This is a genomic window from Sandaracinus amylolyticus (genome assembly GCF_021631985.1).
Classification (GTDB): domain Bacteria; phylum Myxococcota_A; class Polyangia; order Polyangiales; family Sandaracinaceae; genus Sandaracinus; species Sandaracinus amylolyticus_A.
Genome location: NZ_CP070225.1, coordinates 10,277,434 through 10,303,858, shown reverse-complemented (window position 1 = coordinate 10,303,858; position 26,425 = coordinate 10,277,434). Strand labels below are relative to the sequence as shown.

Genomic DNA, 26,425 nt, shown 5'->3' with positions numbered 1-26,425 from the left:
GGGGGCTCGCGCATGCTCGGACGGGGAACGATCTCGCGCTCGCTCGTCACGCTCGCCGCGATGGTGGCGATCGGAGGCTGCTCCGGAGAGCCATCCGTCCCGACCTACACCCACGATCCGCCGGTCGCGAGCCGGCCGGCGCCCACGCTCCGCGCGTCGCTGCGGCCCGCGGAGGATCAGCTCGTCGCCGCCGATCCGCTGCTCGAGGGCTTCGACGGCTGGCCGATCACCTTCGAAGCGAGCGGGCTCGGCCCGAGCGATCGCTGCGAGATCGAGCTGGCGCGCGAAGGCACGACGGTGCGGCGCCTCGAAGGGTGCGAAGCGCGGTGGGACGGACGCGACGATGCGGGCGAGCTCGTCGCGCCGGGCGCGATCGTCGCGACCGCGCGGCTGATCCGCGGCGACGGCTCGGAGCGCGCGCGCGCGGAGAGCGCGCTCGAGGTGGTGCGGCTCGGCATCGATCGCGTGCAGCTCGAGGGCGCGTCGCGGGTGCCGCTGCTCTATCGCGCGACCGGCGGTCTGCGCGACGGCTGGTACGAGATCGGCACCGCGATGTTGCCCTGGCAGCTCGCGCGCGATGCGAGCGAGGACGCGAGCACGGTCGCGCTCGAGCTCGCCGATCGCACGCCGCGCGCGCTGCCGGCGCCGTGGGACGACGTGCTCTCTCCGCCGCTCGACGAGCGCGCCGACGACGGCGTGGAGCACGACACGTACAGCCTTCCCACCGCGTGGATCGCGGGCGCGGAGATCACCGCGCGGGTGCGCCTGACGTCGGTCGTGGCGGGTGCGATCGAGGGCGCGCCCCAGGCCCTCGAGATCCGCGTCGTCGCACCCGAGGGCCTCGCGATCGACGGCGAGGATCGTTTCGCCGAGGGCGCCGAGATCTTCGCGCGCACCACGGCCTCGCCGGTGCCCGCGGTGGGCCGCTACGACGTCGCGTGGCGCTTCACGTTCGAGGCCCGCCGCGGCGACGGCGCGTGGCAGCCGATCCCCGGCGCGGTCACGCCCGCGTTGCGGCTCTACGGGCTCGTCGCGGAGCCGGTGTTCGATCTCGATCGTGTTCCCTACCGCGCGTGGGTCGACGTCGTCGATCGCGTCGCGACGTGGGTGGACGGCGCGAGCGCCGGCGAGCGCGAGGTCGCGGCCGCGATCGTCGAGGGCATCTACACGACGATGGGCCTGCACTACGACACCGCGCGCGGCGCGTCGTTCTACACCGACTACGCGAGCGGCTTCACCGGCGCGACGTTCTCGATGCAGCGCTTCGAGGAGCGCGCCTCGGGCACGACCATCAACTGCAGCGACGCCGCGTCGATCCTGACCGCCTACGCGAACATGGTCGGCATCGATCTCCGCTATCACATCCTCACCAACGTCGCGGGCGCCCAGGTCGGCTTCGACCTCAACTACATCCGCGCGATCGGCGGCAGCGCGTTCGACGAGACGCCGTTCGACTCGGGCCGCGGAGGCTTCCGCTACCACGCGATCGTCGGCTCGCGCGATGGTCGCACCTGGGACGCCACGCTCGCGGTCGACGGCGACGGCGCGCCCGCATCGCCGCCCCACGCGCAGCTCCTGGTGCAGGGCCTCGAGCCCGACGTGTACCTCGCGGCGCTCTCGTCCGAGGCCGAGCGCATCCGCACCGACCACGACGAGCGAGTGAGGATCCGATGAGGACGCTGCTGCTCTCGGTGCTGCTGGTGCTCGCGCTCGCGACGAGCGCGTCGGCGCAGGTGCGCACCGGCGTCTCGGTGGAGGCGCTTCGCGCGACGCTCGCGGAGGGCGGGCTCGAGCTGCGCGAGATCGAGCTCGACGAGGAGGCCGATCGCCCGGTGCGCCTCGAGATCGCGCGCGTCGGTGCCCCCGGCGCGATCGCGCTGCTCGACGTCGAGGTGCGCGAGAGCGAGCGCGACGCGATCACGTTCGCGCGAGCGCGCGTGGAGCTCGAGAGCACGCGGGGCCTGGTCACGCGCGACACCGACGTCTGGGCCGACGTGGCGCACGGCGCGGCGGGTCTGGTCGTCGCGCGCGATGCGAACGTGGTCGCGATCGTGCGCACCATCGACGGGCGCGCGGACGCGATGACGATCGTCGAGCACCTGCGCGCGGCGATCGCACGCTCGCCGATCGGTGCGCCGGTCGTCACGCGCGCACCGCGGGTCGAGGTCCCGCGGGCGCTCGCGATCGGCGGGTCGTTCGTGGTGCCGGTGCCGCCCGCGTTCGTCGAAGCGCGGGTGATCGCCGAAGGCGCGGGCTACGCGCGACGCACGCCGCGGGGCTGGATGGTCACCCGCACCGCGCAGGGCGCGCTCACGGTGCGCGTGGTCGGCATCGACGCGCTGCTGCGCACCGTGCGCTGATCACTCCGGCTCGCGACGCAGATCGCGAGGATCACGCGGCGGCGCGATCTCCCGCACCGCAGGCGCGCGCCGCGGCGGCGTCGCTCGTCCGATCGACACCGGACGGGTCGCGTCGTCGTCGCGCCGCGCCGGGGCCGGCAACGTCGGTCGCTCGAACGGGGTAGGAGTCGGGCGCGCCACCATTCGCGTGTCGCGGAATCCTCTACGAGCCGACGGGTCGATCGCAACGTTTTCGCGGGGGCATGGGGAGCGTCGTCCCCGCTGCTCGGGCTCGTAGGCTCCGGCGCGACCGGGCCGTCGCGCGGTGCGATCCTCGTTTTCGCCGTGATTTCGCGCGCTGCACGGGCGGCACACACGTTGCGCAGGCGGTTCGCGTGCGTCGCCTTCCAGCTGCCGTCGTCGCGCTCGCGCTCGTGGGATGCGAAGGAGTCGTGCTCGACGACCCGGCGTCGCCGGGCCGCGCGACCACCGCGAGCTACGAGCCCGGCCCCGCCGTGCTCCCACGGCTCACCACGCGCCAGTACCACCGCTCGGTCGAGGATCTGCTCGGCGGCCCCGTGCCCGAGAGCGCGGTCGAGGCCGACACCACGCCGTTCCTGTTCGCGTCGATCGGCGCCGGGAGCACCACGCTCTCGGCCCGCGGCGCGCAGCAGCTCGAAGAAGCCGCCCACGTCGCGGCCGACGCGGTCTTCGCGGACGAGGCGCGCCGCGTCGCGCTCGTCGGGTGCACCCCCGCGAGCGCCGACGATCCCTGCGCGCGCGCGTTCGTGGCGCGCTTCCTCCGCCGCGCGTTCCGGCGCCCGATCGAGCACGACGAGCTCGAGCGCTGGACCACGCTCGCGCGCGCCGAGACCGATCCCTGGCGCGGCCTCGCGAGCCTGGTCGCGGGGGTGCTCCAGTCGCCCTCGTTCGTCTATCGCGTCGAGCTCGGCGAGCCCGATCCCACGCGCCCGGGATGGAGCCGGCTGCACCGCCACGAGCTCGCGAGCCGACTCGCGTTCGTGCTCTGGGGTCGCATCCCCGACGACGCGCTGCTCGATGCCGCCGAGCGCGGCGTGCTCGACACCCACGAGGGCCTCCGCCACGAGGCGCGCCGGCTCCTCGACGACGAGCGCGCGCGCGAGACGGTGCGCGCGTTCTTCCGCGAGTACCTCGGCCTCTCCGCGCTCGACGCGCTCGATCGCGATCCCACGCTCTTCCCTTCGTTCACGCCCGCGCTCGGACGCTCGATGCGCGGCGAGATCGAGCGCCTCGTCGAGCACGTCGTGTTCGAGCAGGACGGCGACTTCCGCGCGATCTTCGACTCGCCGGTGACCTTCGTCGACGCGCCGCTCGCCGCGCTCTACGAGCTGCCGATCACGCTCGAGGACGCCGACGAAGAAGGCTTCGTGCGCGTCACGCTGCCCGCCGAGGGCGTGCGCGCCGGCCTGCTCACCACCGCGGGCTTCCTCGCGGCGCAGGCGCACCCGAACCTCACGTCGCCCACGCGGCGCGGCAAGTTCGTGCGCGAGCGACTGCTCTGTCAGCTCGTCGCGGATCCCCCGCAGGACGTCGAGCTCGATCTCGGCGAGGCCGAGGACGACGACGGCCGTCCGCGCACGCTGCGCGAGCGCCTCGCGGTGCACCGCGAGAACCCGGCGTGCGCGACCTGTCACGCGCAGATCGATCCGATCGGCCTCGGCATGGAGGACTTCGACGCGATCGGCGCGCACCGCACGCTCGAAGCGGGGCGCGCGATCGATGCCCGCGGGGATCTCGACGCCCTCGCGTTCGAAGGCGCGCGCGAGCTCGGCGAGCTGATGCGCCACGACGGCCGCGTGCCCGCGTGCGTGACCCGCCAGCTCTTCCGCCACGCGATCGGTCGGCTCGAGGAGGAGCGCGAGCGGCGCGCGATCGAGGAGCTCACCGAGCGCTTCGCCGAGAGCGGCTTCCGGTTCCGCGAGCTGCTCTTCGCGCTGGTCACGAGCGAGGCGTTCCGCACGGTGCGCACCACCGAGGAGGAGGCACGATGAAGCTCTCGCGACGCGCGATGCTCCGCGGCGCGCTCGGCGGCGCGGTGTGCACGATGGGCCTGCCGCTCCTCGACGCGATGCTCGACACCCACGGCACCGCGCACGCCGACGGCACCTCGCTGCCCAAGCGCTTCGCGGTCTTCTTCTGGGCGAACGGCCTTCCGTGGCACGGCGCGCACGGACACGGCCGACCCGACCACTGGACGCCGAGCACGATCGGCGCGGGCTGGAGCGCGACGCCGCTGCTGAGCCCGTTCGCCGGCATCGAGCCCACGATCGACGTGATCACCGGCCTCGAGCCGCACACCGAGATCCCCGGCGATCCCCCGGGCCAGGGCGACGGGCACATGCGCGGCTGCGCGGTCGCGCTCACCAGCGATCGCCCGCGCAGCGAGGGCTTCCATCACCCCGATCACGTCTTCGCGTTCAACCGCGCGACGATCGATCAGGTGATCGCCGCGCACCCCGACTTCGCGGGCCGCTCGATCCTCGGCACCCAGCCGCGCTTCCGCTCGATCGAGCTCGCCGTGAGCCCCGCGCGCTTCCACGACTACGGCCACTGGAACGCGATCTCGCATCGCGGCCCCGACATGCTGAACCTGCCGATGCGCTCGGCGCGCGAGCTCTTCGCGCACCTCTTCGGCGTGCCCGCCGACACCGCGGTGCTGGGCCGTCGTGCGAGCGTGCTCGACGTGGTCGCCGACGACGCGCGTGCGCTCCGGCGCCGGCTCGGCGGGCGCGATCGCGAGCGCCTCGATGCACACCTCGAGCACGTCGGCGAGATCCAGACGCGGCTCCGCGCCGGCGTCGCGGCGTGCACGACGCCCGCGATGCCCGGTGAGAGCAGCGGCGATCTGATCGCCGAGCTCGAGGCGCAGACGCGCCTGCTCGCGCTCGCGATGTCGTGCGACCTCACGCGCGTCGCGTCGATGATGCTCACCTCGCCCGCGACGACCCACGTGTTCCGCGACGCCGGCGTCGCGGGCGGCATGCACCAGGTCGTGCACGACGGCGACTGGGACGCGACCTACCGCGTCACCCAGCGCCAGATGCAGGCGCTCCGCGTCTTCCTCGACGTGCTCGCGTCGGTGCCCGATCACGACGGCGGGACGCTGCTGGACTCGATGGTCGTCTACGCGACGAGCGAGTACGGCGAGGGCACCACCCACAGCAACCGCGAGCACCCGGTGATCCTCGCGGGCGGCGCGCGCGGTGCGCTCGCTCGCGGCATCCACGCGCGCGAGCCGGGCGGCAACCTCGCGAAGGTCCACGTCACGATCCTGCGCGCGCTCGGCATCGACACCCCGAGCTACGGCTTCCACGGCGCCGAGACGAGCGAGGCGGTCCCCGGCCTCCTCGCGTGATCGCTCAGAGCCGGAACGGATAGGTCACGGAGAACGTCGCGCGCTCGAAGCGATCGAAGCGCGCGCTGCGCACCGCGCGCGCCACGCACGAGCCCACGGGCGTGCCCGCGAACTCGCCGCTCACGTTCGCGCTCGTCACGCGACCGCTGTCGCCCGCGACGATGATCGCGACCGTCGCGGTGCCGTGGGCGCCCTGCCCGCACGCCGACACCGAGGGCTGCACCCGCGCCATCGCCGCCATCACCGCGTCGCGCGCCGGCATCTCCGGCAGATCCACGACCGGCGCCGGTGCCGGCGCCGCGATCTCGGGCGCGGCGCGCTCGACGACGGTCTCGCCGCCGCTCGACGAGGCGGGCACCACCGGCACGTCGCTGCTCGCGGCGCGGGCGCTCGACGAACCACGACGCGAGCGCGACGCGCGCGATCGTGATGCGCGAGGCTCGGGCTCGGGCGTCGCGGGCGCGACGACCGGCGCGACCACCGGAACGACGGGCGCCGCCGGCTCCACGCGCGCGGGCTCGGTCGATGCGACCGGCGCGGTCGCCACCGGCGCGGGATCGCTCGCGGGACGTCCGAGCACCGCGCCCGCGACGAGCGCGGCCGCGACGAGCGCGCAGCCACCGAGGATCGCACCGCTCACGATGAGGCTCGGCATCCGCGGCGCGGGCGCGTGCGGAGGCGGCACCGACGGCGCCTCGACCGGCGGCGGCAGCGCGAGCGGCGCACCCGCGAGCACGTCGCTCGGCGGCTGCGAGGGCGCGCGCGCCGTCAGCGCCGCGAGCGTCCGCACGTCGGCGAGCCTCGAGCTGTCGTCGTCCTGCGTGGGCTGCGCGGGCTCGGGGCGACGGCTCGGCAGCGGCGGCGGCGAGCTCCGCGGAGGACGCTTGCCCGGCAGCGGCGGGGGCGTGCGCGGGCTCGGGATCGGAGGCGGCACGCTGCGCGCCGGCGGCGGCGGGCGATGCGACGCGAGACCGAGGACGGCCTCCGACGGCATCGCCTCCGGAGTCGACTGGGGCGGCGGGCGCATCGCCGGGCGCGCGCTCCGCGGCGGGCTCTCCGACGCGGGTGCTGCGGCAGGCGGGACGCGCGGCGCCGGCGGCGCGAGCGACGGGAACGACGAGGGCTTCGGCACCAGAGACCGCGTCGGCGGCGGCGTCCCCCCCGACGTGCCGAGCGGCAGCGTGGGCCGCGCGCTCGGCGGCGACGACATCACGATCGTGCGCTCCCCCGAGTCGGTCCCGGGCTCGGAGTCGGGCATCGCGAACATCGCCGCGCCGCACGTCGCGCACTGCATGCGCAGCATGCGCCCGCGCGCTTTGACATCGGCGACCGAGTACCTCGAGCCACACTTCGAGCACGTGATCTTCATCGCGACCTCCCCCGGAACGGATCTCGGCGCACGCGATCCCGGCGCGCTCGATCACACCGCACGCACGGGGAGACGTCGCTCCGCGTGGCGCATCGTCCAGCTCCATCCACGCGCGACGCGGAGCGGTGTCGCCGCGAGCGTCACGAGACGGCGTGCGACGCTGCGCGCTGCCACGCCGATCATCGCGATGCGCGATCGCGCCACGCTCGACGACGCGGGGATCCACGTCTGCGTTGCCGCGCTCCGGGACGGTGCCGAGATCCGCGGAGGAGTGGCGACGATCAGCACGCAGGACGCGCCCCGCTCGTACGTCGAGCGCGATCGCACCGAGCTCGACCGCATCGAGGACGCCGAGCTCGCGCGGCACCCGGCGCGCGCGAGGCTCGTGCGCGGCGCGCGGATGGTCGGCGTCGCGCTGATCGCGGCGATGGCGGGCTACGTCGCGGGCCGCATCCACGGCGCGATCGCGGTCGGCGCGGTGGAGGCGCAGCTCGAGCGCATGCAGGCGGACCATGCCCAGGCGATCTCGTCCGCCGAGCAGCACGCCGGTGACGCGAGCGCGCGTGCCGCGCGCGCCGAGCAGCACGTGCAGCTGCTCGAAGGCGCGCAGCGCATCACCGCCGCGCGACGCGCCCTCGACGCGCGCAACTTCGGCATCGCGGAGGCGTCGCTGCGCGACGCGGAGCGAGGGCTACGACCGCTCGAGCAACAGGTCGAAGGGCTCGCACCGATCGTCGCGTCGCTCGCGACGACGCGCGTCGTCGTCGCCGAAGACCTCGCGACCCAACGCGCCGAGCTCGACGCGCTCTCCGATCGCCTCGACGCGCTGCTCGCTTCGATGGAGCCGCGCGCCGGCTGATCTCATCTCACTCGAGCCGGTGCTCGAGCAGCCAGCCGACGAGCTTCTCCATCCACGTCGGATTGAACCCCGGCACGTGCGAGCCGCCCTGGATCGTCCAGAGCTCGGCCTCGTGGCCCTCGGCGCATCCCGCCGACCAGCGCTCGACCGTCGTCTCCGCGCCCTCGAGCGAGCCCACGAGATCGATCGGGTCGAGCGTCTCGACCGCCGCGCCGTCGCACCCCGCGCGGACCGCCCAGCGCTCCACCGCGGTGCGCGCCGACGGGTAGTACGCGGTGCCGGTGAACGACACCGTCTCGTCCGCGTCGCCGTGCACGTGCAGCACCGAGACCGGGTGCTCGGGCTCGCAGTCCGTGTCGTTCAGGAAGTCGGCGCCCGCGAGCCCGCCGATCGCCGCGACGCGATCCGAGAGCTCGCACGCCATCCGGAAGCTCATGTAGCTGCCGTTCGAGTGCCCGATGAAATACACGCGCGACGTGTCGACCGGGACCACGGTCTCCGCCTCGTCGAGCAGCGACGTGAGGTACGCGACGTCGTCGACGCCGGTCGCGTCGAAGTCGCAGCACGCGTCGGTCGCGTTCCAGAAGTGGTTCCCGCGCGAGTCGACCGTGCCGTCCGGCAGCACGAGGTAGAAGCCCATCGAGCGCGCGGCCAGGCTCGCGCGCCAGTAGGTGTCCTGCAGCACCGCGCTCGCCGAGTACCCGTGCAGCAGCACGACCAGCGGCAGCGGCGTGGTCCCGTCGTGCGCATCGGGCAGCACCAGGCGCGCCGGTCGCTCCGCGGGCCCGATCTCGGTGGGTGGGCCGTTCGACGTGCCGGCGTCGGGCGTCGCGGTCGACGCATCGGTGCCGGTCATCGGGTCGTCGCCCGAGCTCTCGCACGCGAGCGTCGCGAGGGCGGAGATCACGAGCCATGAGCGGAAGCGCATGGCCGAGAGGAGTACTCGATCCCGACGCGCCGCGTCGAGAGCGCCCCCCCTCAGGCCGGTGCGAGCTGCTTCGCCGCGGCCAGCTCGCGCTGGGTCTCGGCGATCAGCTGGCGACACTCCATGCGGCGCACGCCGAGCAGGTACGCCTGCACGCCGATCAACGCGGGCGTGCACACGAGGATCACGCCCGCGACGAGCGGCCCGAACAAGAAGTACGCGGGGACCGCGAGCAGCGCGAAGAACGCGAGGCGGTGCTTGCGGTTCCACTGACGCTCGAGGATCGACAGCTCGTGCTCGAGGCGCGAGACCTCGGACTGCAGCATGGGAATGCGCTGGACTGCGGCCATCGACGAGGTGATTTGCGGCCACCGGTCGAGCCCGTCAATCAGCGTCCGTAGACGAGCGTGAAACGCGGGAAGCCCGCACGCCGGTTGGCCGGATTGCCGCACAGGCGCCCGCCGCCCGCCGTGTTCGAGAACGTCGAGCAGCCCGATTGCTCGCCGACGCTCGCGCCGATGCCCGCCCAGCCCGAGGCCTGGCTGCAGTCGGCCGTCGTCGAGGCCACGATCCCGATGCGCACCCGGACCGCCGGGTCGACGTCCGGCGCCTGGGCCGGGATGCCCACGCGCGAGCACGCTCCGCCTTCGATCGCATCGGCCCCGACGAGCCCCGTCCACTGCGCGAGCGTGCCGCCGATCTCGACCGGGACGTCGTCGCGCACCGCCGAGACCAGCGGCACCGGCAGCCCCTCGCCGACCAGCGGGAACACGTCTTCCCGCGAGGTCGCGCCGTCGATCATCACGACCCGCAGCTCACCGACCGGCAGCGTCCAGTACGACTCGAGCAGCGCGTCCTCGACCTCGCCCGGCATCTCGCTGCCGGAGCGCGTGGGCGTCGGGTTGGTCCACTCGGCGTTGGTGAACACCATGCGCGTCGAGGTCGCGTCGACCTTCAGCAGCAGCGTCCAGCCGTCGAGGCACCACGTCGAGAACGGATCGACCCCGCCGACCCCGTCGGGATCGATCCGATGCCGCCCGTCCAGCCCAGCGCACGAGCGCGGCACCGTGCCCCCGTCCGGCGGAGGATCGACGGTGCCCCCATCACCCGCGTCGACCCCGACGCTCCCATCGCTCGCGCCCGCGTCGGGAAGCTCCTCGCCCGGATCGAACCCCTCGAGGATCTCGGGCGCGATCTCGTCGGGCGCGCAGTCCCCCGCGATGCACGTCTCGCCGTCGATCTCGCAGGTGCGCGCCTGACACGCGCGCTCGAGGCGCACCACGACGCGCGCGACCTTCCCGGGCTCGAAGCGGGTCTGCACGGTGCGCACGACCAGCGTCTCGCCGCTCCCGTCGCGTCCTTCGACCCGCAGCGCGATCGCACCGCCTCCGTCCCGCGGCGCGATCGCGAACGAGAGCGGCATCGCGAGGGGGCTCTCTCCGGTCAGCAGGAAGTCGGCGCTACACCCGTCGCACTCGGGGTCCGGACCGACCTGCGCATGCACCGACGCGAGCTCTCCCGGCACCGCGAAGTCGGTCTCGACCACGACCAGGAGCTGCGTCGGATCGCCCGTGTCGCATCCCACCCACACCGTCGCGAGCATCGCGAGCACGCACACCCGAGCCCAAGCCATTCCCGACCGAGTGTAGTCGAGCCGGCAGCACCAGCCCGGCACGATGGCACAGGCGGACGATTGCACGTCGAAACGCCTCGGAAACGGGCAGAGCGCTGGGAAGCCCTTGCACGATCAACTACAGTTGGTCAGGGGGAACATCGAATGCCGCCGGCACGTGCTTCGCTCGAAGGCCCGTTCTCACGTTCGTTGCGCGAGGCGCTCGAGAGCGTTGCTTCGGAGCCGATGGTTCCGCGCCTGATCTCGATGGCGCTCTCGGCGGCCGGCCGTGGGGCAGTGCCCGAGGACGCGGCGCCGTTCGCGGCGTTCGTCGAGGGCGCGCTGCGCACCGTCGTCGTGCAGACCCTCGGGCATCCTTCCTACGAGGTCGTGTCGGAGCGCCTCTCGCACGTGCTCGCGATGGCGACGAGCCAGGTGCGCGCGCGCGAAGCGCACGAGCACGCGATCGAAGAGCGCGAGGAGGACAGCCGCGTGCGCCTCGCCGCGCTCCCCGAGGCCGGCCGTCCCGGCGCGGTCGTCGAGGTCGACGATCCCGAGCTCCCGCCGCCCTCCGACGAGATCCTCATCCCGCCCGCGCCGCGCGTGCCGCGTCAGGCGCAGACGCTCGGGCGGATCCAGGCGTCGCGCGGAGGCATGTCGCGCGGTGCGATCGAAGAGGACGCGCGTCGCTACATCCCGCCGCCGACGCCGCCTCCCACGCTCGCCGAGCCCGAGGTCCCCGCCGCTCCGGTGCAGCGCACCGGCGACACCGTGAGGCCGCCACGGACCGCGCCGTCGCGCGTGCTCGTCGCGACGCTCGATCCGCTCTTGATCGCCGAGACCGAGGGGCGTCTCACCGGCCGCAGCGACGTGCTCGCGGTGGGCACCACGGCGGAGCTCCTCACGCACACCGGCGCGCCGGGCCGCATCGCGATCGTCATCGACACCGCGCTCCCCTCGATCGACGTGCCGACGTTCGCCGCGCTCGCGCCGTCGTTCCCGCTCGGCACCGTGGTGGTCCTCTGGGGCATGAGCGAGCGCCAGAAGGCGCGTCTCGTCGCGATGTTCCCGATCGCCGCGAGCTGGATCGCGAGCGGCGTCGCGGCCTCGCCCGCCGACGTGCTCGTGCGCGAGTGATCAGAACGTGAGCGCGCGCAGGACGACGTCGGCGGAGCCGCCGTAGGGCGGCTCGCTCTGCGTCGCCGCGACGCCCGCGCCGATCGCGACGCCTGCGCCGACCACGACGACGCCCGCGATCACCCAGAACACCGGGTCTTCGAAGATGCCCCCGCCCGACGGCGGCGGAGGCGGCGGCTCGACGATCTCTTCCTGCTGCCCGCCGCGCGCGACGAGCGTCATCGATCGCGCGCCGTGCTCGCCCGCGAGCACCGAGATCGTCAGCGCGCCCTCTTCGTATCCGTCGGCGTTCGCGCGCACCGCGTGGCGCCCGGGATCGAGACGCAGCGTGCGCGGCGAGCCCGTCTCCTCGCCGATCGGCTCTCCGTCGACCAGCACGCGCGCGTCGGGCGGCGCGATCTCGAGCGTGATCTCGGCGAGGCTCGCGACCGACTCGCCGCGCAGCCGCACCGCTTCGTCGCGTCGCTCGTTCGGCGGCTGTCCCTCGGTCATCGCGAGGTACTGCTCGAACTCGACGATCGCCTGGGTGAAGCGCCCAAGGCGATAGAGCGCGAACGCGACGTTGAACACGGTGTTCGGCCGCTCCGCGATCGTGCGCGAGCGACGGAAGTGCTCGAGCGCGTCGGCCCATCGATCCTGCTCGCCCAGCTCGACGCCGCGACGGAAGAGCGCGAGCGCCTCGGCCTGCGCTGGGTCGAGCGGCGCGTCCTGCGCGCGCGCGATCGCGGGGACGAGCCCAGGTGGCAGCGCGAGCCCGAGGGCGAGCGCCAAGACCAACGCGTAGCGCACTCTCACCACTCCGTCGCGAGCCCCGAGCCGGAGCGCGCCTCACCGTCGCGCTCGCGATCGTCGAACGAGCGCGCGAGACCACGACGGCGACGCGGCGTCGCGGGCTCGGCGGGCGCCTCGTCGATCTCGACGGGCGCGCTGGGAACGGCGACGCGCGCGCGCTCCTCGCGCGGCGTCTCCTCGACGGCGCCCAGTGACGCCGTGGTCGTGCTCGCGCCGACCACCGCCGGCGTGTCGATCGGCTCCGCGCGCGTGGGGACCTCGGGCGCAGGCCCGGCGGCGCGCGGGATGACGTCGGTCGTGGCCTCGGGCGTCGGGCTCGCGACGACGGGCTCGCTTCCCAGCCCGACCACCCCGATGCCGATCGCCGCGAGCAGCAGCGCCGCGACCAGCGCGACGATCGCCGAGGTGCGACGGCGATCTCCACCCGCGATCGCGACCTCGCTCGCGCGCTCGGGCACGCTCCGCAGCGGCGCGGTCGGTGTCGGCAGCGTGGCGCTCGCGCGCATCGGCTCGCCCTCGCCGCGCACCGCGCGATCGATCGCCGCGAGCATCTCGTGCATGTCGGCGTAGCGGTCGGCGCGATCGACGCGCAGCGCACGCTCGACGACCGACGCGATCGGCGCGGGCACGTGGGGCGCGCGCTCGGAGACCGGCACGTGATCGCCGCGCACGATCGCGAGCAGCAGCGACGTCGGCGAGCTCGCGAAGAAGGGCAGCACACCGGTGAGGCAGCGATAGAGCAGCACCCCCATCGACCACGCGTCCGACGCCGAGCCCACGTCGCTCGCGCCCTCCGCCTGCTCGGGGGACATGTAGAACGGCGTGCCGACGATCAGGCCCGACTGCGTCGCGTGCCCCCACGCCGCCTCGGTCATCTTCGCCATGCCGAAGTCGAGCAGGATCGGGCGCACCACTCCGTCGCCGCGATCGCCGATCAGCACGTTGTCCGGCTTGATGTCGCGATGGACGATGCCGCGCTCGTGCGCGATCGCGAGCGCCTCCATGATCGGCCGCAGCAGCTCGATCGTGCGCTCGGGCGAGAGCGTGCTCTCGCGATCGAGGATCTCGCCGAGCGAGCTGCCGTCGAGCAGCTCCATCGCGAGATAGACGTCCCCGCTGGGATCGGTGCCCATGTCGAGGATCGTCACGACGTTCGGGTGCACGATCGTCGACGCGGTGCGGGCCTCGCGCAGGAAGCGCATCACCAGGCCCTTGTCGCGCGCGTGCTCGGGCTTGAGCAGCTTCAGCGCGACCGCGCGGCCGGTCCACGTGTGGCTCGCCCGGAACACGACGGACGTGCCACCGGAGCCGAGGATCGACTCGAGACGGTAGCGTCCGGCGAGAAGGCTCCCGACTCGCTCCTCGGGCGTGAGGATCGGCATGCGCGGCGATCACCTTAGCACGCCTGGTTCCCGCCCTTTCGCCCCGGTGGAGGCGGCGGAATTCCGCGGTTTGCGCGGACGCACGCGGCACTGCGCTTCCGAGCAGGGACGTGGCGCGGAGGTCGCGCGATGGGGCGCCGCGGCTGCGAGCCCCATCGCCGAACCCGGGACCTCAGTCGAGCTGGAGTGCTCGCTGGCGGAGGGCCCGCACGGGAGCGTGCGGCGCACGCGGACGGGAGGGCCCTGCGCCGGCGAGCCGATTTTTGGACCCCCTCACTGGTCGCGGAAGAACCGCGCGTTGAGCTCGCGGTAGCGCGCCCAGGCGGGCGGCAGCGCGTCCTCGTCGAAGATCGCGCTCACCGGGCACTCGGGCTCGCACGCCGCGCAGCCGATGCACGTCTCGGGATCGATGTAGCGCTGGAGGCGCATCTTCGGCGCGTCGGGCGCGGGCCCGTGGATCGCGTCCACGGGGCACACCTTCGTGCAAGCACCATCACACACGGAGACGCAGGGCTCGGCGATCACGTAGGCCATCGAAGGACCTCCTCGGGATCGCCGGCCATCGCAGACCGTGCGCCGTGCGGTTTTCGCACGGAAAACGCGCGATCGAGACCGCGCGACGACGGCCCGCCGTGGCGCGACCACGGCCCGCCGTTGCGACCACGGCCCGCCGGTGCCATGCGTTCGCGCGTGCCATTCGACGATCCGCGCGTGGCCCGAGCGTTCTCGCTCCTCGCCGCGCTCGCGTCGGTGACCGAGCGCGCGCACACCGAGGCCACGCTCGCGTCGGGCATCGCGGCCGCGCTCGCTGCCGCGCTCCCGTTGGTCCATCTCGCGCGCGGTGACGCGCCGCGGGTCGTCGTGCGCGATGCGCCGATGCGCGCGACGTTCACGATCCCGCTCGAGGACACGACGCTCGTCTGCGCGTTCGCGGCGGACGACGCCGAGCTCGACGCGCTCGTGCCGTGGGGCGAGCCGCTGCGCGACGCGATCACGCGCGTCGTGCGCGCATCGTTCGCGCAGGTGCACGCGCTCGCCCGGGTCGCTGCGGTGTCGCGCCGTGCGCTCGGCGACAGCGCGCGGCTGCGCGACGAGCTCGATCGCGCGGCCTCGCCCGACTCGATCGTCGCGACGTCACCCGCGATGCGCCGTCTCGTCCACGAGATCGTGCCGCTGGTCGCCGCGCAGGACGTGACGGTGCTGCTCCGCGGCGAGTCGGGCACCGGCAAGGAGGTGATCGCGCGCCGTCTCCATGCACGCTCGTCGCGCGCGCGGCGTCCGTTCGTCGCGATCAACTGCGGCGCGCTGCCCGAGACGCTCGCCGAGAGCGCGCTCTTCGGGCACGAGCGCGGTGCGTTCACCGGCGCGGTGCGCCGCCACCTCGGCGTGTTCGAGCGTGCGCACGGCGGCACGTTGTTGCTCGACGAGATCGGTGAGCTCGGCGCCGCGATGCAGGCGCGCATCCTCCGCGCGCTGCAGGAGGGCGAGCTCGAGCGCGTCGGCGGGAGCGCGACGGTGCGCGTCGACGTGCGCATCGTCGCGGCCACGCACCGGCCGCTCGAGGAGATGGTCGAGTCGGGGCGCTTCCGGCAGGACCTCTTCTATCGCCTCGACGTCGTGCCGATCGAGCTGCCGCCGCTGCGGGATCGCATCGAGGACGTCGAGCCGCTCGCGCGCGCCGCGCTGCTGAGGATCGCGACGCGCATGGGTCGTGCGGTGCCGGCGCTCGACGCGCACGACGTGGCGCGGCTCGAGGCGTGGCACTGGCCCGGCAACGTGCGCGAGCTCGAGAACCTGATCGAGCGCGCGCTCGTGCTGACGCGCGGCGACGTGATCGAGCTCCCCGCGACGTTCGGCGCGCCACCGCCGCGTCGCGCAGCGCGGTCGACGATGATCGAGCGTTTCGACGACGCGCAGCGCCGGCTGATCACCGAAGCCCTCGAGGCGTGCGGCGGGCGCGTGTACGGACCGACCGGCGCCGCGGCGCGCCTCGGGCTCGCGCCGACGACGCTGCAATCGAAGATGGAGAAGCTCGGGCTTCGTCGTCGGTGAGTCCCTACCGGAGTGCTCGTCCCGCCGGTCCCGGACGGGAGCGCGCGAAGCGCGCGGACGGTAGGGACCGGCGGGCGAGCCGAGCTTTGGGCAGTCTTCGACTCAGCGCTTGCTGCGCACGAGCAGCACCACCGCGCCGACGATCAGTGCCGTCGCGGCGATCACCTCGACGCCGACGTGCTCCGCCCCGAGCACCGCGCCGAGCAGCACCGCGAGCGCGGGGTTCACGTACGCGTAGCTCATCGCGAGCGCAGGGCGCGCGTTCTGCAGCAGGTGGGCGTACGCGCTGAACCCGACGAGCGAGCCGAGGACGACGAGGTAGACGAACGAGAACGCCGAGCTCCACGAGATCACCTCGGGCGCTCGTTCGCCCGAGAGCGACGCGACCACGAGCATGACGATGCCGCCCGCGATCATCTGGGTGGCCGCGCCCGAAGGACCACGCGCGACCGGGAGCTTGCGCGCCCAGAGCGAGCCCGCGGCCCATCCGAGCGGCGCGACGAGGAGCAGCGCCGCGGCGAGCGGATCGCTCGTGAGATCGCCGCCCGCCGAGAGCACGACCACGCCCGCGAAGCCGAGCGCCATCCCGAGCCACTCGCGACGCGTCGCGCGCTCACCGAAGATCGGACCGAGCACGCCGGCCCAGAGCGGCGTCGTCCCGCAGACCACCGCGGCGATGCCCGACGAGATGCTGCGCTCGGCGTGCATCACGAAGCCGTTGCCGACGCCGAAGAGCAGCACGCCGACGGGGACCGCAGCCATCCATTCGCGACGTGTGGGCAGTGCCACTCCGCGCGCACGCTGGATCGCGAGGAGCACCGCGCCCGCGATCACGAAGCGCACGCCGCCCGTCGCGAGCGGCGGCAGCTCGCGCACCATCACGCGGATCGCCAGGTACGTGGAGCTCCAGATCACGTAGACGAGCGCGAGCGCGACGAGGACGTGGCCGGGCAGCGACGCGGCGGGCGTGGAGGGAGCCGGAGCGGGCGACGCGGTGGCGGCAGGGGTGGTCACGGCGCCGGAACTCTGGTCCGCAGTGGATCGGACCGGGAGGTACCACCCTGGCCGCACGGCGTGGACCGCGCTGGACCATCAGGCGGCGAGCGCCACCGCGGGCGCGCGCGTCGCGTGGTCCACGCGATCGAGCCACGCGCAGAGCGTCGGGCGCGCCTCGACGCGCGAGGCCTGCCACGGCGTGAGCGGCGTGCGGAGCGAGCGGAGCTGCGCGAAGAGCGCGACGTCGGCGACGCTGAGGCGATCCCCGACCCACCAGCCGCGCTCGGGCGCGCGCGCCTCGAGCTGATCGAGGAGCGCATCGAAGCGACGCCAGCACTCGTCCTCGCCGGCGCGCCACACGTCGCGCGCGACCAGCGTCGCGACCACGTTCGCGCGGAGGCGCGCCGGGACGATCGCGCGGATGAACGCGGGCATCTCCGCGAAGTACGCCTCGCGCACCGCAGGCCAGTTGCGCGCGTCGGCCCAGCGCGACGCGACGAGGAAGCCGTTGAGCGCGGTGTCCGCGAGCTCCTCCCAGAGCCACGCCTCGGCGCGCTCGCGCCCGGTGGGCCCCGCGTCGAGCGAGCGACCGAGCTCCGAGATGCGCGCGACGATGCGCGTCGAGTCCGCGATGGGCTCGTCGCCGACGAGCAGCACCGGCACCTGGCCCGTCGGGTTCAGCGCCTTGAACGCGTCGGGGCGCGCGCTGGTGCGACGCTCGTAGGAAAGCCCAGCGGCGCGCAGCGCGCGGTGCGCTTTGAGGCAGAACGGCGAGTAGCTCTCGAGCCCTTCGATGCCGGTCTCGCCGAGCTCGCAGAGCGTCAGTGTCGTCGTCATGTTCGTCTCTCTCCTTCGTCGTGTTCGACGAGGAGGACCGTGCATTGGCGCTCTGTCAGGTGCGTGTCAGGTTTCGCGCCGTGAGCGAGCCGAGCGCGCGTCGGTGGCCCAAGGGGCCCTTCCCCGAGAAGTATCGCTGGGAGGCGATCGAGGCGCGTCTGGCGGGTGGATGGGACGACCCGCGACGGCGCGCGCTGATCGAGGCGCTCGAAGCGCGTGGATGGCGCGCGATGGAGGGACACGACGATCCCTACCTGCGCGTCGTCGTGCGCGAGGGAGCGGAGCTCGACGAGGTGCGCACGCTCGCGCGCGATGCGGCCACGTTCGTGTTCCGATGGCGCGCGCACGATGGGCGCGAGGGCGTCGGGCTCGTCGCGAGCGGTGATCCCGTCGACGCGGTGGCGGCAGTCGGCGTCGCGGGGCCGCAGCACGGCGTCGGGACCGCGGCGATCGTGCGCTTCCTGGTCTCGCTGCGATCGTTCGCGCGCTACGAGCTCGAGGAGCTCGCCGAGGATCGCGTCGCGATGCGCATCGAGCCGCGCGACGAGGAGATCGCGCGGATGATCGGCGAGCGGGTCCCGCACGTGTGCCCGCCGCGCGCGCGGCTCGCGCAGACCGGCGCGATGATCGTCGAGGAGATGCGCACGACCGGGCGCTTGGTGCTCGACTACGCGTGAGTCCTTGCAGGAGTGCTCGTCCCGACGATCCCGGACGGGAGCGCGCGAAGCGCGCGGACGGGAGGGACCGGCGGGCGAGCCGATTTGTCGTCAGTCCTTGCCGGAGTGCTCGTCCCGACGATCCCGGACGGGAGCGCGCGAAGCGCGCGGACGGGAGGGACCGGCGGGCGAGCCGATTTTGTCGTCAGTCCTTGCAGGAGTGCTCGTCCCGACGATCCCGGACGGGAGCGCGCGAAGCGCGCGGACGGGAGGGACCGGCGGGCGAGCCGATTTGTCGTCAGTCCGTGCCGGAGTGCTCGTCCCGCCGATCCCGGACGGGAGCGCGCGAAGCGCGCGGACGGGAGGGACCGGCGGGCGAGCCGATTTGTCGTGAGTCCGTGCCGGAGTGCTCGTCCCGCCGATGAGCGCGCGAAGCGCAGGCGAACCGATGTTGTCGATCTGAGCGCACGGAGCGCGCTGCGCTCCGCGATCCGGCTCCTCGAGCAGCCACTCATCGCGCGGAGTGTGGGGAATTCGGGTGCGCGGTGTGGGCGCGCCTCTTGCTCGGATGCGCGAGCGTGGCGCCGCCATGCAGTACGACGCGCTTCGAGCTCGTCGTGGACGAGGAGCTGCACCCCGACTGGCGGGTGATGTTCGAGGCTCTGCGCGCGATCGGGCTCGCGCCGGATCTCGCGCCGAGCACGCTGCCGCCGGCGCTGCGCCCGCTGCTCGCGCTGCCACCCGAGCCGACGCTGCGCGGCGCGGTGCTCTCCGCGTACTACCTCGCGGGCGACGGTGCGATCGCGAAGGCACGTCGCGAGCGTGATCGCGTCGTCGAGCTGCACGAGGGCGAGGAGCTCGACGTGCTGCGCACCACGACGCGGCTCGCGGTCGCGCTCGACGGAACGCCGCTCTTCGCGCGGAACGCGGGAGATGCATGGGAGATCCAGCTCGCGGGGAGCGTGGCGCGGGTGCGGCGCGTCGCGCGTCACGCGCGCATCGGGATGGTGCGCACGGCGCGCGCGGGCGAGCTCGACGTGGACACGCTGCTCGCGGCAGTGCACGCGCTGATGCGCGAGCACGGGGAGCCGCGGCGATGGGTGCGCGTCCGGAGCGCGCCCGGGATCGTCGCGCTGATGCCGCTCGGATGGGAGCGCGCGCAGGTGCTCGCCGAGCTCGATCTGATCGCGGGTGGTGACGAGCGCAGCTGGAAGGAGCGCTTCGATCGCGAGGCGCGGCTCGCGGCGGAGGGCGATGTGCCGGCGCGCCTCGTGGCGTCGATCGCGCGCGTGACGCGCGAGCCGATCACCGACGTCGAGGACGCGGAGCTGGTCCTGGCGAGCGATCCCGGCGCGGACATCGAAGACGCGGAGCTCGTCGTGACGAGCGATCCCGGTGTCGACGTCGAGGACGCGGAGCTCGTCGAGGAGAACGACGTCGAGGACGCGGAGCTGGTCGTGACGAGCGATCCCGGCGTCGACGTCGACGACGACGAGCTCGTCGAGGCGAGCCCGATCGTGGCCGCGACGATCGCCGCGGAGGACGAGGACGACGAGCCCGCGCCGGCGCGGAACCTGGGCGAGGCGATCAGCGAAGCGGTCGCGCTCGCGCGCGACGGGCGGACGCCGCGCCGCGACGTGACCCCGCCCTCGACCTTCACGCTGCCTCCGCCGCCGACGAGCCCCCGCACGCGACGCGCGAAGGGCGACCCGACCGCGTCGTTGCGCGAGTGGCGTCCTCCCGCGAGCAGCGAGGCGCGCGTGACGCGCCGCGACGATCCGAGCGCCGGATCGTTCCGGCTCGACCCGCTCCCGAGCGCACGCCCGGTGGTCGCGAAGGCGCTGTCGTCGCGCCAGAGCACGAAGCGCACGCCCGCGACGATGGCCGACGCGGTCGCCGCCGCGCTCGCGACGCTCGCGCCGACGCCGGTGGTCCGCGTCCCGCGCCCGAGCGAGATCGTGCCCGCGCCGTCGTCGCGTGATCGCGAGCGCGACGCCAGCCGCATCGTCGTGCGCGGCCCGACGCGCGGCAAGCGCTGAGCACGCCGTCGCGCCCCGGCGCGTCGGGCCGAGCCACGCCTCTGGCGGTGCTGTCATGATTCTGTCAGCTTTGCTCTCCTCGTGACCCGCACCGAACGGCTCTTCGCCATCGCCGAAGCGCTCCGGGCGCGCCGCACCGGCGTCACTGCCGAGCTCCTCGCCGAGCGGTTCGGCGTCAGCGTGCGCACCATCTATCGCGACCTCGACGCGCTGCGCGAAGCGTCGCTCCCGCTGCACTCGGATCGCGGTCGCGGCGGCGGGTACGCGCTCGATCGCACCTACGCGCTGCCGCCGGTGAACTTCACGGCGCGCGAGGCGACGCTGCTGCTCGCGCTCGGACGCTGGGCCACCGACATGCGCGTGCTGCCGTTCACCACGACGCTGCACAGCGCGCTCGACAAGGTGCGCGGCGCGCTCCCCACCGCGACCCAGCGACAGCTCGAGCAGCTCCTCGAGACCGTGAAGTTCGTCGGCGTCCCCGCGCAGCCGAGCGACGACAAGGTGCGCGCCGCGCTCGAGCGCGCGTTCTTCGAGAACCGCGCGTTGCGCATCGTCTACGTGAGCCGCGAGCACCTCGAGACCGAGCGCGTCGTGCGCATCGAGAGCGTCGTGCTCGAGCGCGGCGAGACGCTGCTCAATTGCATCGACCTCGACAAGAACGAAGCGCGCCAGCTGCGCCTGCACCGCATCGCGCGCGCGGAGGTGGTCACCGAGCGCGAAGAGACGCCATCGGCCGTCGCCCCGCCGTTTCGGGGACGGCGCGGCTGATCGCGACCGCGATCGGCACCACCCACTCGTTCGATACGCCGCGGGTGTCGTCGCCCGCGTCCGCGATGCGCAGCAGGAACGTGTCGGCAGGGTCGTGCCACACGCCGACCGCGCTTCGGTCGAGGGAATGACGCGCCCCGGGCGGGACCTCGACCTCGAATCGACCGCTCGGGCACGGGCCGTAGGGGATCCAGTCGTAGACGATCGACCACGGATCACTGCGACGATCGGCCTGCCAGCCGGGGATGCCCTGGTCCTGGCCACGGAGCACGAGCCATCGCCCTGAGTCGTTCACGAGCGTCCACGTGGCGCGCTCGATGTGGATGCCCGGATCGAAGCGCGCCACCGTCACGAGCAGCTCCACCGGGTCGTCGTAGTACACGTGACCCGTGCGCAACACGACCGCGACCTCTTCACCCGTCGCGACGAACGAGCGCTCGAGACGCGTCCGCTCCGAAGTCTCGACCGCGATCGTGTACTCGCCCTCTCCGCGCCAGTACGAGCGCGTCTGACGACACGGCGCGTCCGACGTCGGTGTGCACGCCTGCTCCTCGACGATCGTGCCGTCGGGCGCGCGCACCGTCACGCGCGTGATGCGCACATCGCTCCAGGGCGCCGCGATCGACAGCGGCGCTTCGGGCCCCTGCGCAGCCGCTGGCGCAGCGCAGAGCAGGATCACGATCGCGAGCCGGAGACGTGCAGGCATCGGAGCCCACGACGCCTCCACACCGCGCTCGCATTCCCGTTCACTGCGCGACGAAGCCGCCGTCGGCGAGGAACACCGCGCCGGTGCAGTACGACGACTCCGCGCTCGCGAGGAAGAGCGCGACGTTCGCGATCTCCTCGTTCGTGCCGTAGCGGCCGAGCGGCACCATCCCGAGGAAGCCCTTCTTCACGTCGTCGCCGTGCCCCGGCGCGGCCTGATCTTCGATCGAGCGCATCATCCGGTTCTCGATCGGCCCGGGGTTCACCGTGTTGACCCGGATGTTGAGCGGCGCGAGCTCGCACGCCGCCGTCTTCATCAGCCCGATCACGGCGTGCTTGCTCGCGATGTACGCGCACAGGCCGCGTGAGCCGACCACGCCTGCGACCGACGACGTGATCACGATGCTCCCGCCGCCGCCCTGCCCCCGAGAACGCAGCGCGATGTGCGGTGCCGCGTGCTGGATCCCGAGGAACACGCCGCGCACGTTCACCGCGAGCACACGATCGAAGTCGGCGACCGGGTACTCGGTGAGCGGCGCGACGCGCCCCTCGATCCCCGCGTTCGCGAAGAGCACGTCGATCCCGCCGAAGCGCTGCACCGTCGCGTCGACGTAGCGCCGCGCGTGATCGGGATCCGAGACGTCGGCCGCGACGTACGCCACGCGATCACCGCCGATCGCGCGCGCGACCTCGGCGAGCGCCGCGTCGTCGCGATCGACGAGCATCACCGATGCGCCCTCTCGGACGAAGCGCGCCGCGGTCGCGGCGCCGATGCCTCCGGCCGCGCCGGTGACGATGGAGATCTTGCCGTCGAGCTTTCCCATGTTCGCTCCGCGCAGCTACGCACGGGCATCGCGCGGGCAAGCGTGGATCTCGCCAACGCAGCGGCCGCGCCTACGTCGAACGTATGCGCGAGCCCGAGATCGAACGCCGAGAGGACGGAGAGCGCCGGCGCGAGCAGGACGAGGCGGTGCGCGACATCTCGCGGTTGCGCGTGGCGGACGTGCGCATCGCGGGGGGCAAGGGCGCCAACCTGGGCGAGCTGCGCGCCGCGGGCATCGACGTCCCTCCCGGCTTCGTCGTCACCGCGCAGGCCTACCTCGACGCGATGTCGAAGGCCGGCGTACGTCGCGCGCTGATCGAGCGGGCGACGAGCATCGATCCCGACGACGCCGGCGCGCTCGCGGCAGCCTCCGACGAGGCGCGCGCGATGGTCGCCAAGGCCGGCCTGCCCGACGCGCTGCGCGCCGCGATCGTGCGCGCGTACCGCTCGCTCGGCGATCCCACGACGCGCGTCGCGGTCCGGTCTTCCGCGACGATGGAGGACACCGCGGGCACGTCGTTCGCGGGGATGAACGAGACGTTCACCGGCGTCGCGGGCGATGCCGCGGTGGTCGACGCGGTGCAGCGCTGCTGGCAGTCGCTGTGGGGGCGTCGCGTGGTCGCGTATCGCGCCGCGCAGGGCCTGACCGAGGAGCCCGCGATCGCCGTCGTCGTGCAGCGGCTCGTCGAGAGCGAGCGCGCGGGCGTGATGTTCACCGCGGACCCCGCGACCGGCGAGCGCGATCACGTCGTGATCGAAGCGTCGTGGGGCCTCGGTGAGGTCGTGGTCGGCGGCATGGTCGAGCCCGACACCTACGTCGTCGAGAAGTCGAGCGGCGCGATCCTGAGCGCGCGGACCGGCACCAAGGCGACGGAGATCGTCGGGAACGTGCGGCGCGAGGTCGAGCCCGAGCGGAGGCGCCGTCGCGCGCTCGACGACCGCGAGCTGCAAGCGCTCGCGAGGCTCGGTGCGCGCATCGAGCAGCACTACGCGAAGCCGCAGGACATCGAGTGGGCGATCGCCGACGGGCGCATCTGGATCGTGCAGTCGCGTCCGATCACGGCGCTCGAGCACGCGCGCGGAGGCACCGAGGATCGCGGATCGGGGGCGCCGCTCCTGCGCGGGCTCGGCGCGTCACCGGGGCGGCGCAGCGGGCGGGTTCGCATCCTCGCGTCGGCCGAGCAGGGCCACTTGCTCGAGAAGGGCGAGATCCTCGTCGCGGCGATGACGAGCCCCGACTGGATGCCCGCGCTGCGTCGTGCGGGCGCGATCGTCACCGACGCCGGCGGCGTCACCTGCCACGCCGCGATCGTGAGCCGCGAGCTGCGCATCCCGTGCGTCGTCGGCACCCGCGACGCGACGCGCTTCCTGCGCGACGGCGAGGTCGTGACGGTCGACGGCAACGCGGGTCGCGTGCTCGCGGGCGAGATCGTCGGGGCGAGCGCGATCGCGACGCCCGGCCCGCGCGAGCCGGTGATCGAAGCGGGGCCGGCGCCGCTCTCGCCGTTCGCGCAGGTGGGCGGCGCGGCCGATCGGATGGTCAGCACGCGTGGCGAGCTCTTCGCGGTCGCGGCGGTCGAGCCGCTCGCGACGAGCCTCTACGTGAACGTGCACTCGCCCGAGGGGATCGAGGAGATCGCGGCGGCGCCGATCGACGGAGTGGGCCTGCTGCGCGCGGAGTCGATGCTCGTCGAGGCGCTCGACGGCGCGCACCCGCGCACGCTGATCGAAGAAGGTCGCAGCCGCGAGGTGGTCGCGCGCATGCGCGAGAGCGTGCTGCGCATCGCGCGCGCGTTCGGCTCGCGGCCGGTCGTCTATCGCACCTACGACTTCCGCACGAACGAGTTCCGCGCGCTGCGCGGCGGCAAGGACTGGGAGCCGCACGAGGAGAACCCGATGATCGGGTACCGCGGCGCGTTCCGGTACGTGAAGGACGCGTCGATCTTCGGGCTCGAGCTCGACGTGCTCGCGCAGGTCCGCGAGCAGCAGCCCAACGTGCACGTGATGATCCCGTTCGTGCGCACGCCGTGGGAGCTCGAGGCGGTGCTCGAGCGCATCGCGAAGCACGCGCTCGGACGCCAGCGCGGCTTGAAGAAGTGGGTCATGGCCGAGGTGCCCTCGGTCGTGTTCCGCATCCCCGAGTACGCGAAGCTCGGCATCGACGGCGTGTCGATCGGGAGCAACGATCTCACGCAGCTCGTGCTCGGCGTCGATCGCGACTCGGCGGTGTGCGCCGAGATCTTCGACGAGCGCGACGAGGCGGTGCTCGACACGATCCGCCGCATCGTCGACGCGGCGCGCGCGTGCGGGCTGACGAGCTCGCTGTGCGGGCAGGCGCCTTCGACGTACCCCGACTACGCGTCGCACCTCGTGCGCTTCGGGATCGACTCGATCAGCGTGACCCCCGACGCGCTCTTCGCGACGCGCGCCGCGATCGGTCGCGCCGAGCGGAAGATGATGCTCGACGCATCGCGCCGCTGATTTCTCGCGCGAGCACGGGTCGCGTCTATCATGCGCGCCATATGCGTACGCACTTCTCCATGCTCGCGCTCGTGTTGGTGATCGGCTGTGGTGGGGGCTCGTCGTCGTCGCAGGAGTCGACGACCGGCGGTGAGACCACCGGCAACGAGCCCGCGGGTGAGAGCCAGACCGAGCCCGGCTCCGGCGCGACCGAGCGCGCGCTGCTCACGCCCGACGAGTGCACCGCGCAGGGTGGCACCGTCGTCGGCGACATCGGCGACGGCGCGACCCTCCGCCCCGACTACGTGTGCCCGAGCGGCGGCGCGCCGATCGGCAACGTGCCCTCCGGCATCGAGGGCTCGGTCTGCTGCCCGAGCTGAGCTCTCCGGAGTGCTCGTCCCGCTGATCCCGGACGCGGGCGCGCTTCGCGCGCGGACGGTAGGGACCAGCGGGCGAGCCGATCTTTCGAAAGCCCTCGAGGCGTCACCACGGGATCGTGCGGCCGTCGCGATAGAAGCGTCCGGTCTCGAGATCGGACGTCGTCGCGGCCCACACGATCCCCGCCGCACCCTCGCGCGGCGATCGGCTCGCGCCCGGACCGCCCATGCGCGTGCGCACCCATCCGGGGCACACCGCGACGACCCGCGCGCGCCCGCGCAGCGCCTCGGCGTAGACGCGCGTCATCGCGTTCAGCGCGACCTTCGAGATGCGGTACGCCGAGCGGGGCCAACCCTCGTCGCGCTCTCGTCCGGCCCGCACTGCGCGCGCGAACTCGTCGACCGCCGCGAGCACGTGCGCGCGATCCCGCGGTGGCTCGAAGCGCGCGAGGATCGCGGGCGGCAGCCCGTGCAGCTCGCCCATCCCGCTCGAGACCATCACGACGCGCGCGTCCTCGGCGAGGTGCGACGAGAGCGCGTCGGTCAGCGCGATCACGCCTTCGAGGTTCACCGCGAGGGTGCGTCGCACCACCTCCGAGTCGAACCCGTCGAGCGACGTCCCCGCGTTGTTCACCAGCACGTCGATCGGCGTGTCGCCCGCGATCGACGACACGAGCGCGGCGATGCTCTCGCGGTCGGTGACGTCGAGCACGCGCGCATGCACGTCGTGACCGCCCTCGCGCAACGAGCGCGCCGCGGCCTCGCCCTCGTCGCGATCGCGCGACGCGAGCAGCACGCGGAAGCCGCGCTCCGCGAGCCCGCGACAGACCTCGAGACCGATGCCTCGATTGCCTCCGGTGACCAGCGCAGTCCGTGTCATTCGAGCCGATCTGTGGCCGC

At 73.5% G+C, this 26,425-nt stretch carries 24 protein-coding genes; 12 read left to right on the top strand and 12 right to left on the bottom strand.

The window, feature by feature from the left end:
* The first annotated feature begins 12 nt into the window (after positions 1-12).
* From I5071_RS43845 to I5071_RS43830, 4 genes are all read left to right on the top strand, one after another.
* On the top strand, positions 13-1,674 hold the full coding sequence (locus tag I5071_RS43845) for a hypothetical protein (protein ID WP_236519376.1): 1,662 nt from the start codon (positions 13-15) through the stop codon (positions 1,672-1,674).
* The gene (locus I5071_RS43840) at positions 1,671-2,360 is read left to right on the top strand and encodes a hypothetical protein (RefSeq protein ID WP_236519375.1); all 690 of its coding nucleotides are present in this window, start codon (positions 1,671-1,673) and stop codon (positions 2,358-2,360) included. The genes I5071_RS43845 and I5071_RS43840 overlap by 4 nt, the downstream gene beginning before the upstream one ends.
* 374 nt (positions 2,361-2,734) lie before the next feature.
* Positions 2,735-4,372, top strand: a complete 1,638-nt coding sequence (locus I5071_RS43835; RefSeq protein ID WP_236519374.1) for a DUF1592 domain-containing protein — start codon at positions 2,735-2,737, stop codon at positions 4,370-4,372.
* Positions 4,369-5,736, top strand: coding sequence for a DUF1552 domain-containing protein (locus I5071_RS43830; protein WP_236519373.1), 1,368 nt, complete (start codon positions 4,369-4,371; stop codon positions 5,734-5,736). The genes I5071_RS43835 and I5071_RS43830 overlap by 4 nt, the downstream gene beginning before the upstream one ends.
* Positions 5,737-5,740: 4 nt before the next feature.
* On the opposite strand, the gene I5071_RS43825 is transcribed toward I5071_RS43830, so the two are convergent.
* Positions 5,741-6,391 (bottom strand): hypothetical protein, encoded by a 651-nt coding sequence (locus I5071_RS43825; protein ID WP_236519372.1) that lies wholly within the window; start codon positions 6,389-6,391, stop codon positions 5,741-5,743.
* Here I5071_RS43825 and I5071_RS43820 point away from each other — a divergent pair.
* On the top strand, positions 6,378-7,964 hold the full coding sequence (locus tag I5071_RS43820) for a hypothetical protein (protein WP_236519371.1): 1,587 nt from the start codon (positions 6,378-6,380) through the stop codon (positions 7,962-7,964). The genes I5071_RS43825 and I5071_RS43820 overlap by 14 nt on opposite strands.
* Positions 7,965-7,971: 7 nt before the next feature.
* Here the strand turns inward: I5071_RS43820 and I5071_RS43815 are convergent, their stop codons facing one another.
* From I5071_RS43815 to I5071_RS43805, 3 genes are read right to left on the bottom strand one after another with little or no spacing between them, the layout of a single operon-like run.
* Complete coding sequence (locus I5071_RS43815; protein WP_236519370.1) at positions 7,972-8,892, bottom strand: alpha/beta hydrolase family esterase; 921 nt, start codon at positions 8,890-8,892, stop codon at positions 7,972-7,974.
* Between the two features lie 50 nt (positions 8,893-8,942).
* The gene (locus tag I5071_RS43810; RefSeq protein ID WP_236519369.1) at positions 8,943-9,239 is read right to left on the bottom strand and encodes a hypothetical protein; all 297 of its coding nucleotides are present in this window, start codon (positions 9,237-9,239) and stop codon (positions 8,943-8,945) included.
* Positions 9,240-9,277: 38 nt separating this feature from the next.
* The gene (locus I5071_RS43805) at positions 9,278-10,522 is read right to left on the bottom strand and encodes a hypothetical protein (protein ID WP_236519368.1); all 1,245 of its coding nucleotides are present in this window, start codon (positions 10,520-10,522) and stop codon (positions 9,278-9,280) included.
* 225 nt (positions 10,523-10,747) lie between these two features.
* Here I5071_RS43805 and I5071_RS43800 point away from each other — a divergent pair, with 225 nt between their 5' ends.
* Positions 10,748-11,638, top strand: coding sequence for a hypothetical protein (locus tag I5071_RS43800; protein ID WP_236519367.1), 891 nt, complete (start codon positions 10,748-10,750; stop codon positions 11,636-11,638).
* Here the strand turns inward: I5071_RS43800 and I5071_RS43795 are convergent, their stop codons facing one another.
* The 3 genes from I5071_RS43795 to I5071_RS43785 form a co-directional block, all read right to left on the bottom strand.
* Positions 11,639-12,409, bottom strand: coding sequence for a PEGA domain-containing protein (locus I5071_RS43795; RefSeq protein WP_236519366.1), 771 nt, complete (start codon positions 12,407-12,409; stop codon positions 11,639-11,641).
* 20 nt (positions 12,410-12,429) lie between these two features.
* Positions 12,430-13,812, bottom strand: coding sequence for a serine/threonine-protein kinase (locus I5071_RS43790; RefSeq protein ID WP_236519365.1), 1,383 nt, complete (start codon positions 13,810-13,812; stop codon positions 12,430-12,432).
* A 273-nt stretch (positions 13,813-14,085) separates the two neighbouring features.
* Positions 14,086-14,346 carry a 4Fe-4S dicluster domain-containing protein gene (locus I5071_RS43785; RefSeq protein ID WP_236519364.1) on the bottom strand — a complete coding sequence of 87 codons (261 nt, stop codon included), beginning with the start codon at positions 14,344-14,346 and terminating at the stop codon, positions 14,086-14,088.
* 177 nt (positions 14,347-14,523) lie between these two features.
* Between I5071_RS43785 and I5071_RS43780 the strand changes: the two genes are divergently transcribed.
* A complete protein-coding gene (locus I5071_RS43780) occupies positions 14,524-15,864 on the top strand; it encodes a sigma-54 interaction domain-containing protein (protein WP_236519363.1) in 1,341 nt (446 codons plus the stop codon).
* Positions 15,865-15,966: 102 nt separating this feature from the next.
* Here I5071_RS43780 and yedA read toward each other — a convergent pair whose 3' ends face one another.
* Together yedA and I5071_RS43770 are read right to left on the bottom strand one after the other, a co-directional pair.
* A complete protein-coding gene (gene yedA / locus I5071_RS43775) occupies positions 15,967-16,878 on the bottom strand; it encodes a drug/metabolite exporter YedA (protein ID WP_236519362.1) in 912 nt (303 codons plus the stop codon).
* A 78-nt stretch (positions 16,879-16,956) separates the two neighbouring features.
* The gene (locus I5071_RS43770) at positions 16,957-17,697 is read right to left on the bottom strand and encodes a glutathione S-transferase family protein (RefSeq protein ID WP_236519361.1); all 741 of its coding nucleotides are present in this window, start codon (positions 17,695-17,697) and stop codon (positions 16,957-16,959) included.
* Between the two features lie 80 nt (positions 17,698-17,777).
* On the opposite strand from I5071_RS43770, the gene I5071_RS43765 reads away from it, so the two are divergent.
* From I5071_RS43765 to I5071_RS43755, 3 genes are all read left to right on the top strand, one after another.
* Positions 17,778-18,374, top strand: coding sequence for a hypothetical protein (locus tag I5071_RS43765; RefSeq protein WP_236519360.1), 597 nt, complete (start codon positions 17,778-17,780; stop codon positions 18,372-18,374).
* A 596-nt stretch (positions 18,375-18,970) separates the two neighbouring features.
* Positions 18,971-20,392 carry a hypothetical protein gene (locus tag I5071_RS43760; RefSeq protein ID WP_236519359.1) on the top strand — a complete coding sequence of 474 codons (1,422 nt, stop codon included), beginning with the start codon at positions 18,971-18,973 and terminating at the stop codon, positions 20,390-20,392.
* 81 nt (positions 20,393-20,473) lie between these two features.
* Entirely contained in the window at positions 20,474-21,160 is a 687-nt protein-coding gene (locus I5071_RS43755) for a helix-turn-helix transcriptional regulator (protein WP_236519358.1), read from the top strand.
* Here the strand turns inward: I5071_RS43755 and I5071_RS43750 are convergent.
* Together I5071_RS43750 and I5071_RS43745 are read right to left on the bottom strand one after the other, a co-directional pair.
* Positions 21,099-21,866, bottom strand: a complete 768-nt coding sequence (locus I5071_RS43750; protein ID WP_236519357.1) for a hypothetical protein — start codon at positions 21,864-21,866, stop codon at positions 21,099-21,101. The two genes, I5071_RS43755 and I5071_RS43750, sit on opposite strands and share 62 nt — an antisense overlap.
* Before the next feature lie 40 nt (positions 21,867-21,906).
* Positions 21,907-22,689 (bottom strand): SDR family NAD(P)-dependent oxidoreductase, encoded by a 783-nt coding sequence (locus I5071_RS43745; protein ID WP_236519356.1) that lies wholly within the window; start codon positions 22,687-22,689, stop codon positions 21,907-21,909.
* A gap of 83 nt (positions 22,690-22,772) precedes the next feature.
* Here I5071_RS43745 and ppsA point away from each other — a divergent pair, with 83 nt between their 5' ends.
* Together ppsA and I5071_RS43735 are read left to right on the top strand one after the other, a co-directional pair.
* On the top strand, positions 22,773-25,169 hold the full coding sequence (ppsA, locus tag I5071_RS43740) for a phosphoenolpyruvate synthase (protein ID WP_236519355.1): 2,397 nt from the start codon (positions 22,773-22,775) through the stop codon (positions 25,167-25,169).
* A gap of 41 nt (positions 25,170-25,210) precedes the next feature.
* Positions 25,211-25,528 (top strand): hypothetical protein, encoded by a 318-nt coding sequence (locus I5071_RS43735; protein ID WP_236519354.1) that lies wholly within the window; start codon positions 25,211-25,213, stop codon positions 25,526-25,528.
* A gap of 103 nt (positions 25,529-25,631) precedes the next feature.
* On the opposite strand, the gene I5071_RS43730 is transcribed toward I5071_RS43735, so the two are convergent.
* A complete protein-coding gene (locus tag I5071_RS43730; protein WP_236519353.1) occupies positions 25,632-26,405 on the bottom strand; it encodes an SDR family NAD(P)-dependent oxidoreductase in 774 nt (257 codons plus the stop codon).
* Between the last annotated feature and the right edge of the window lie 20 nt (positions 26,406-26,425).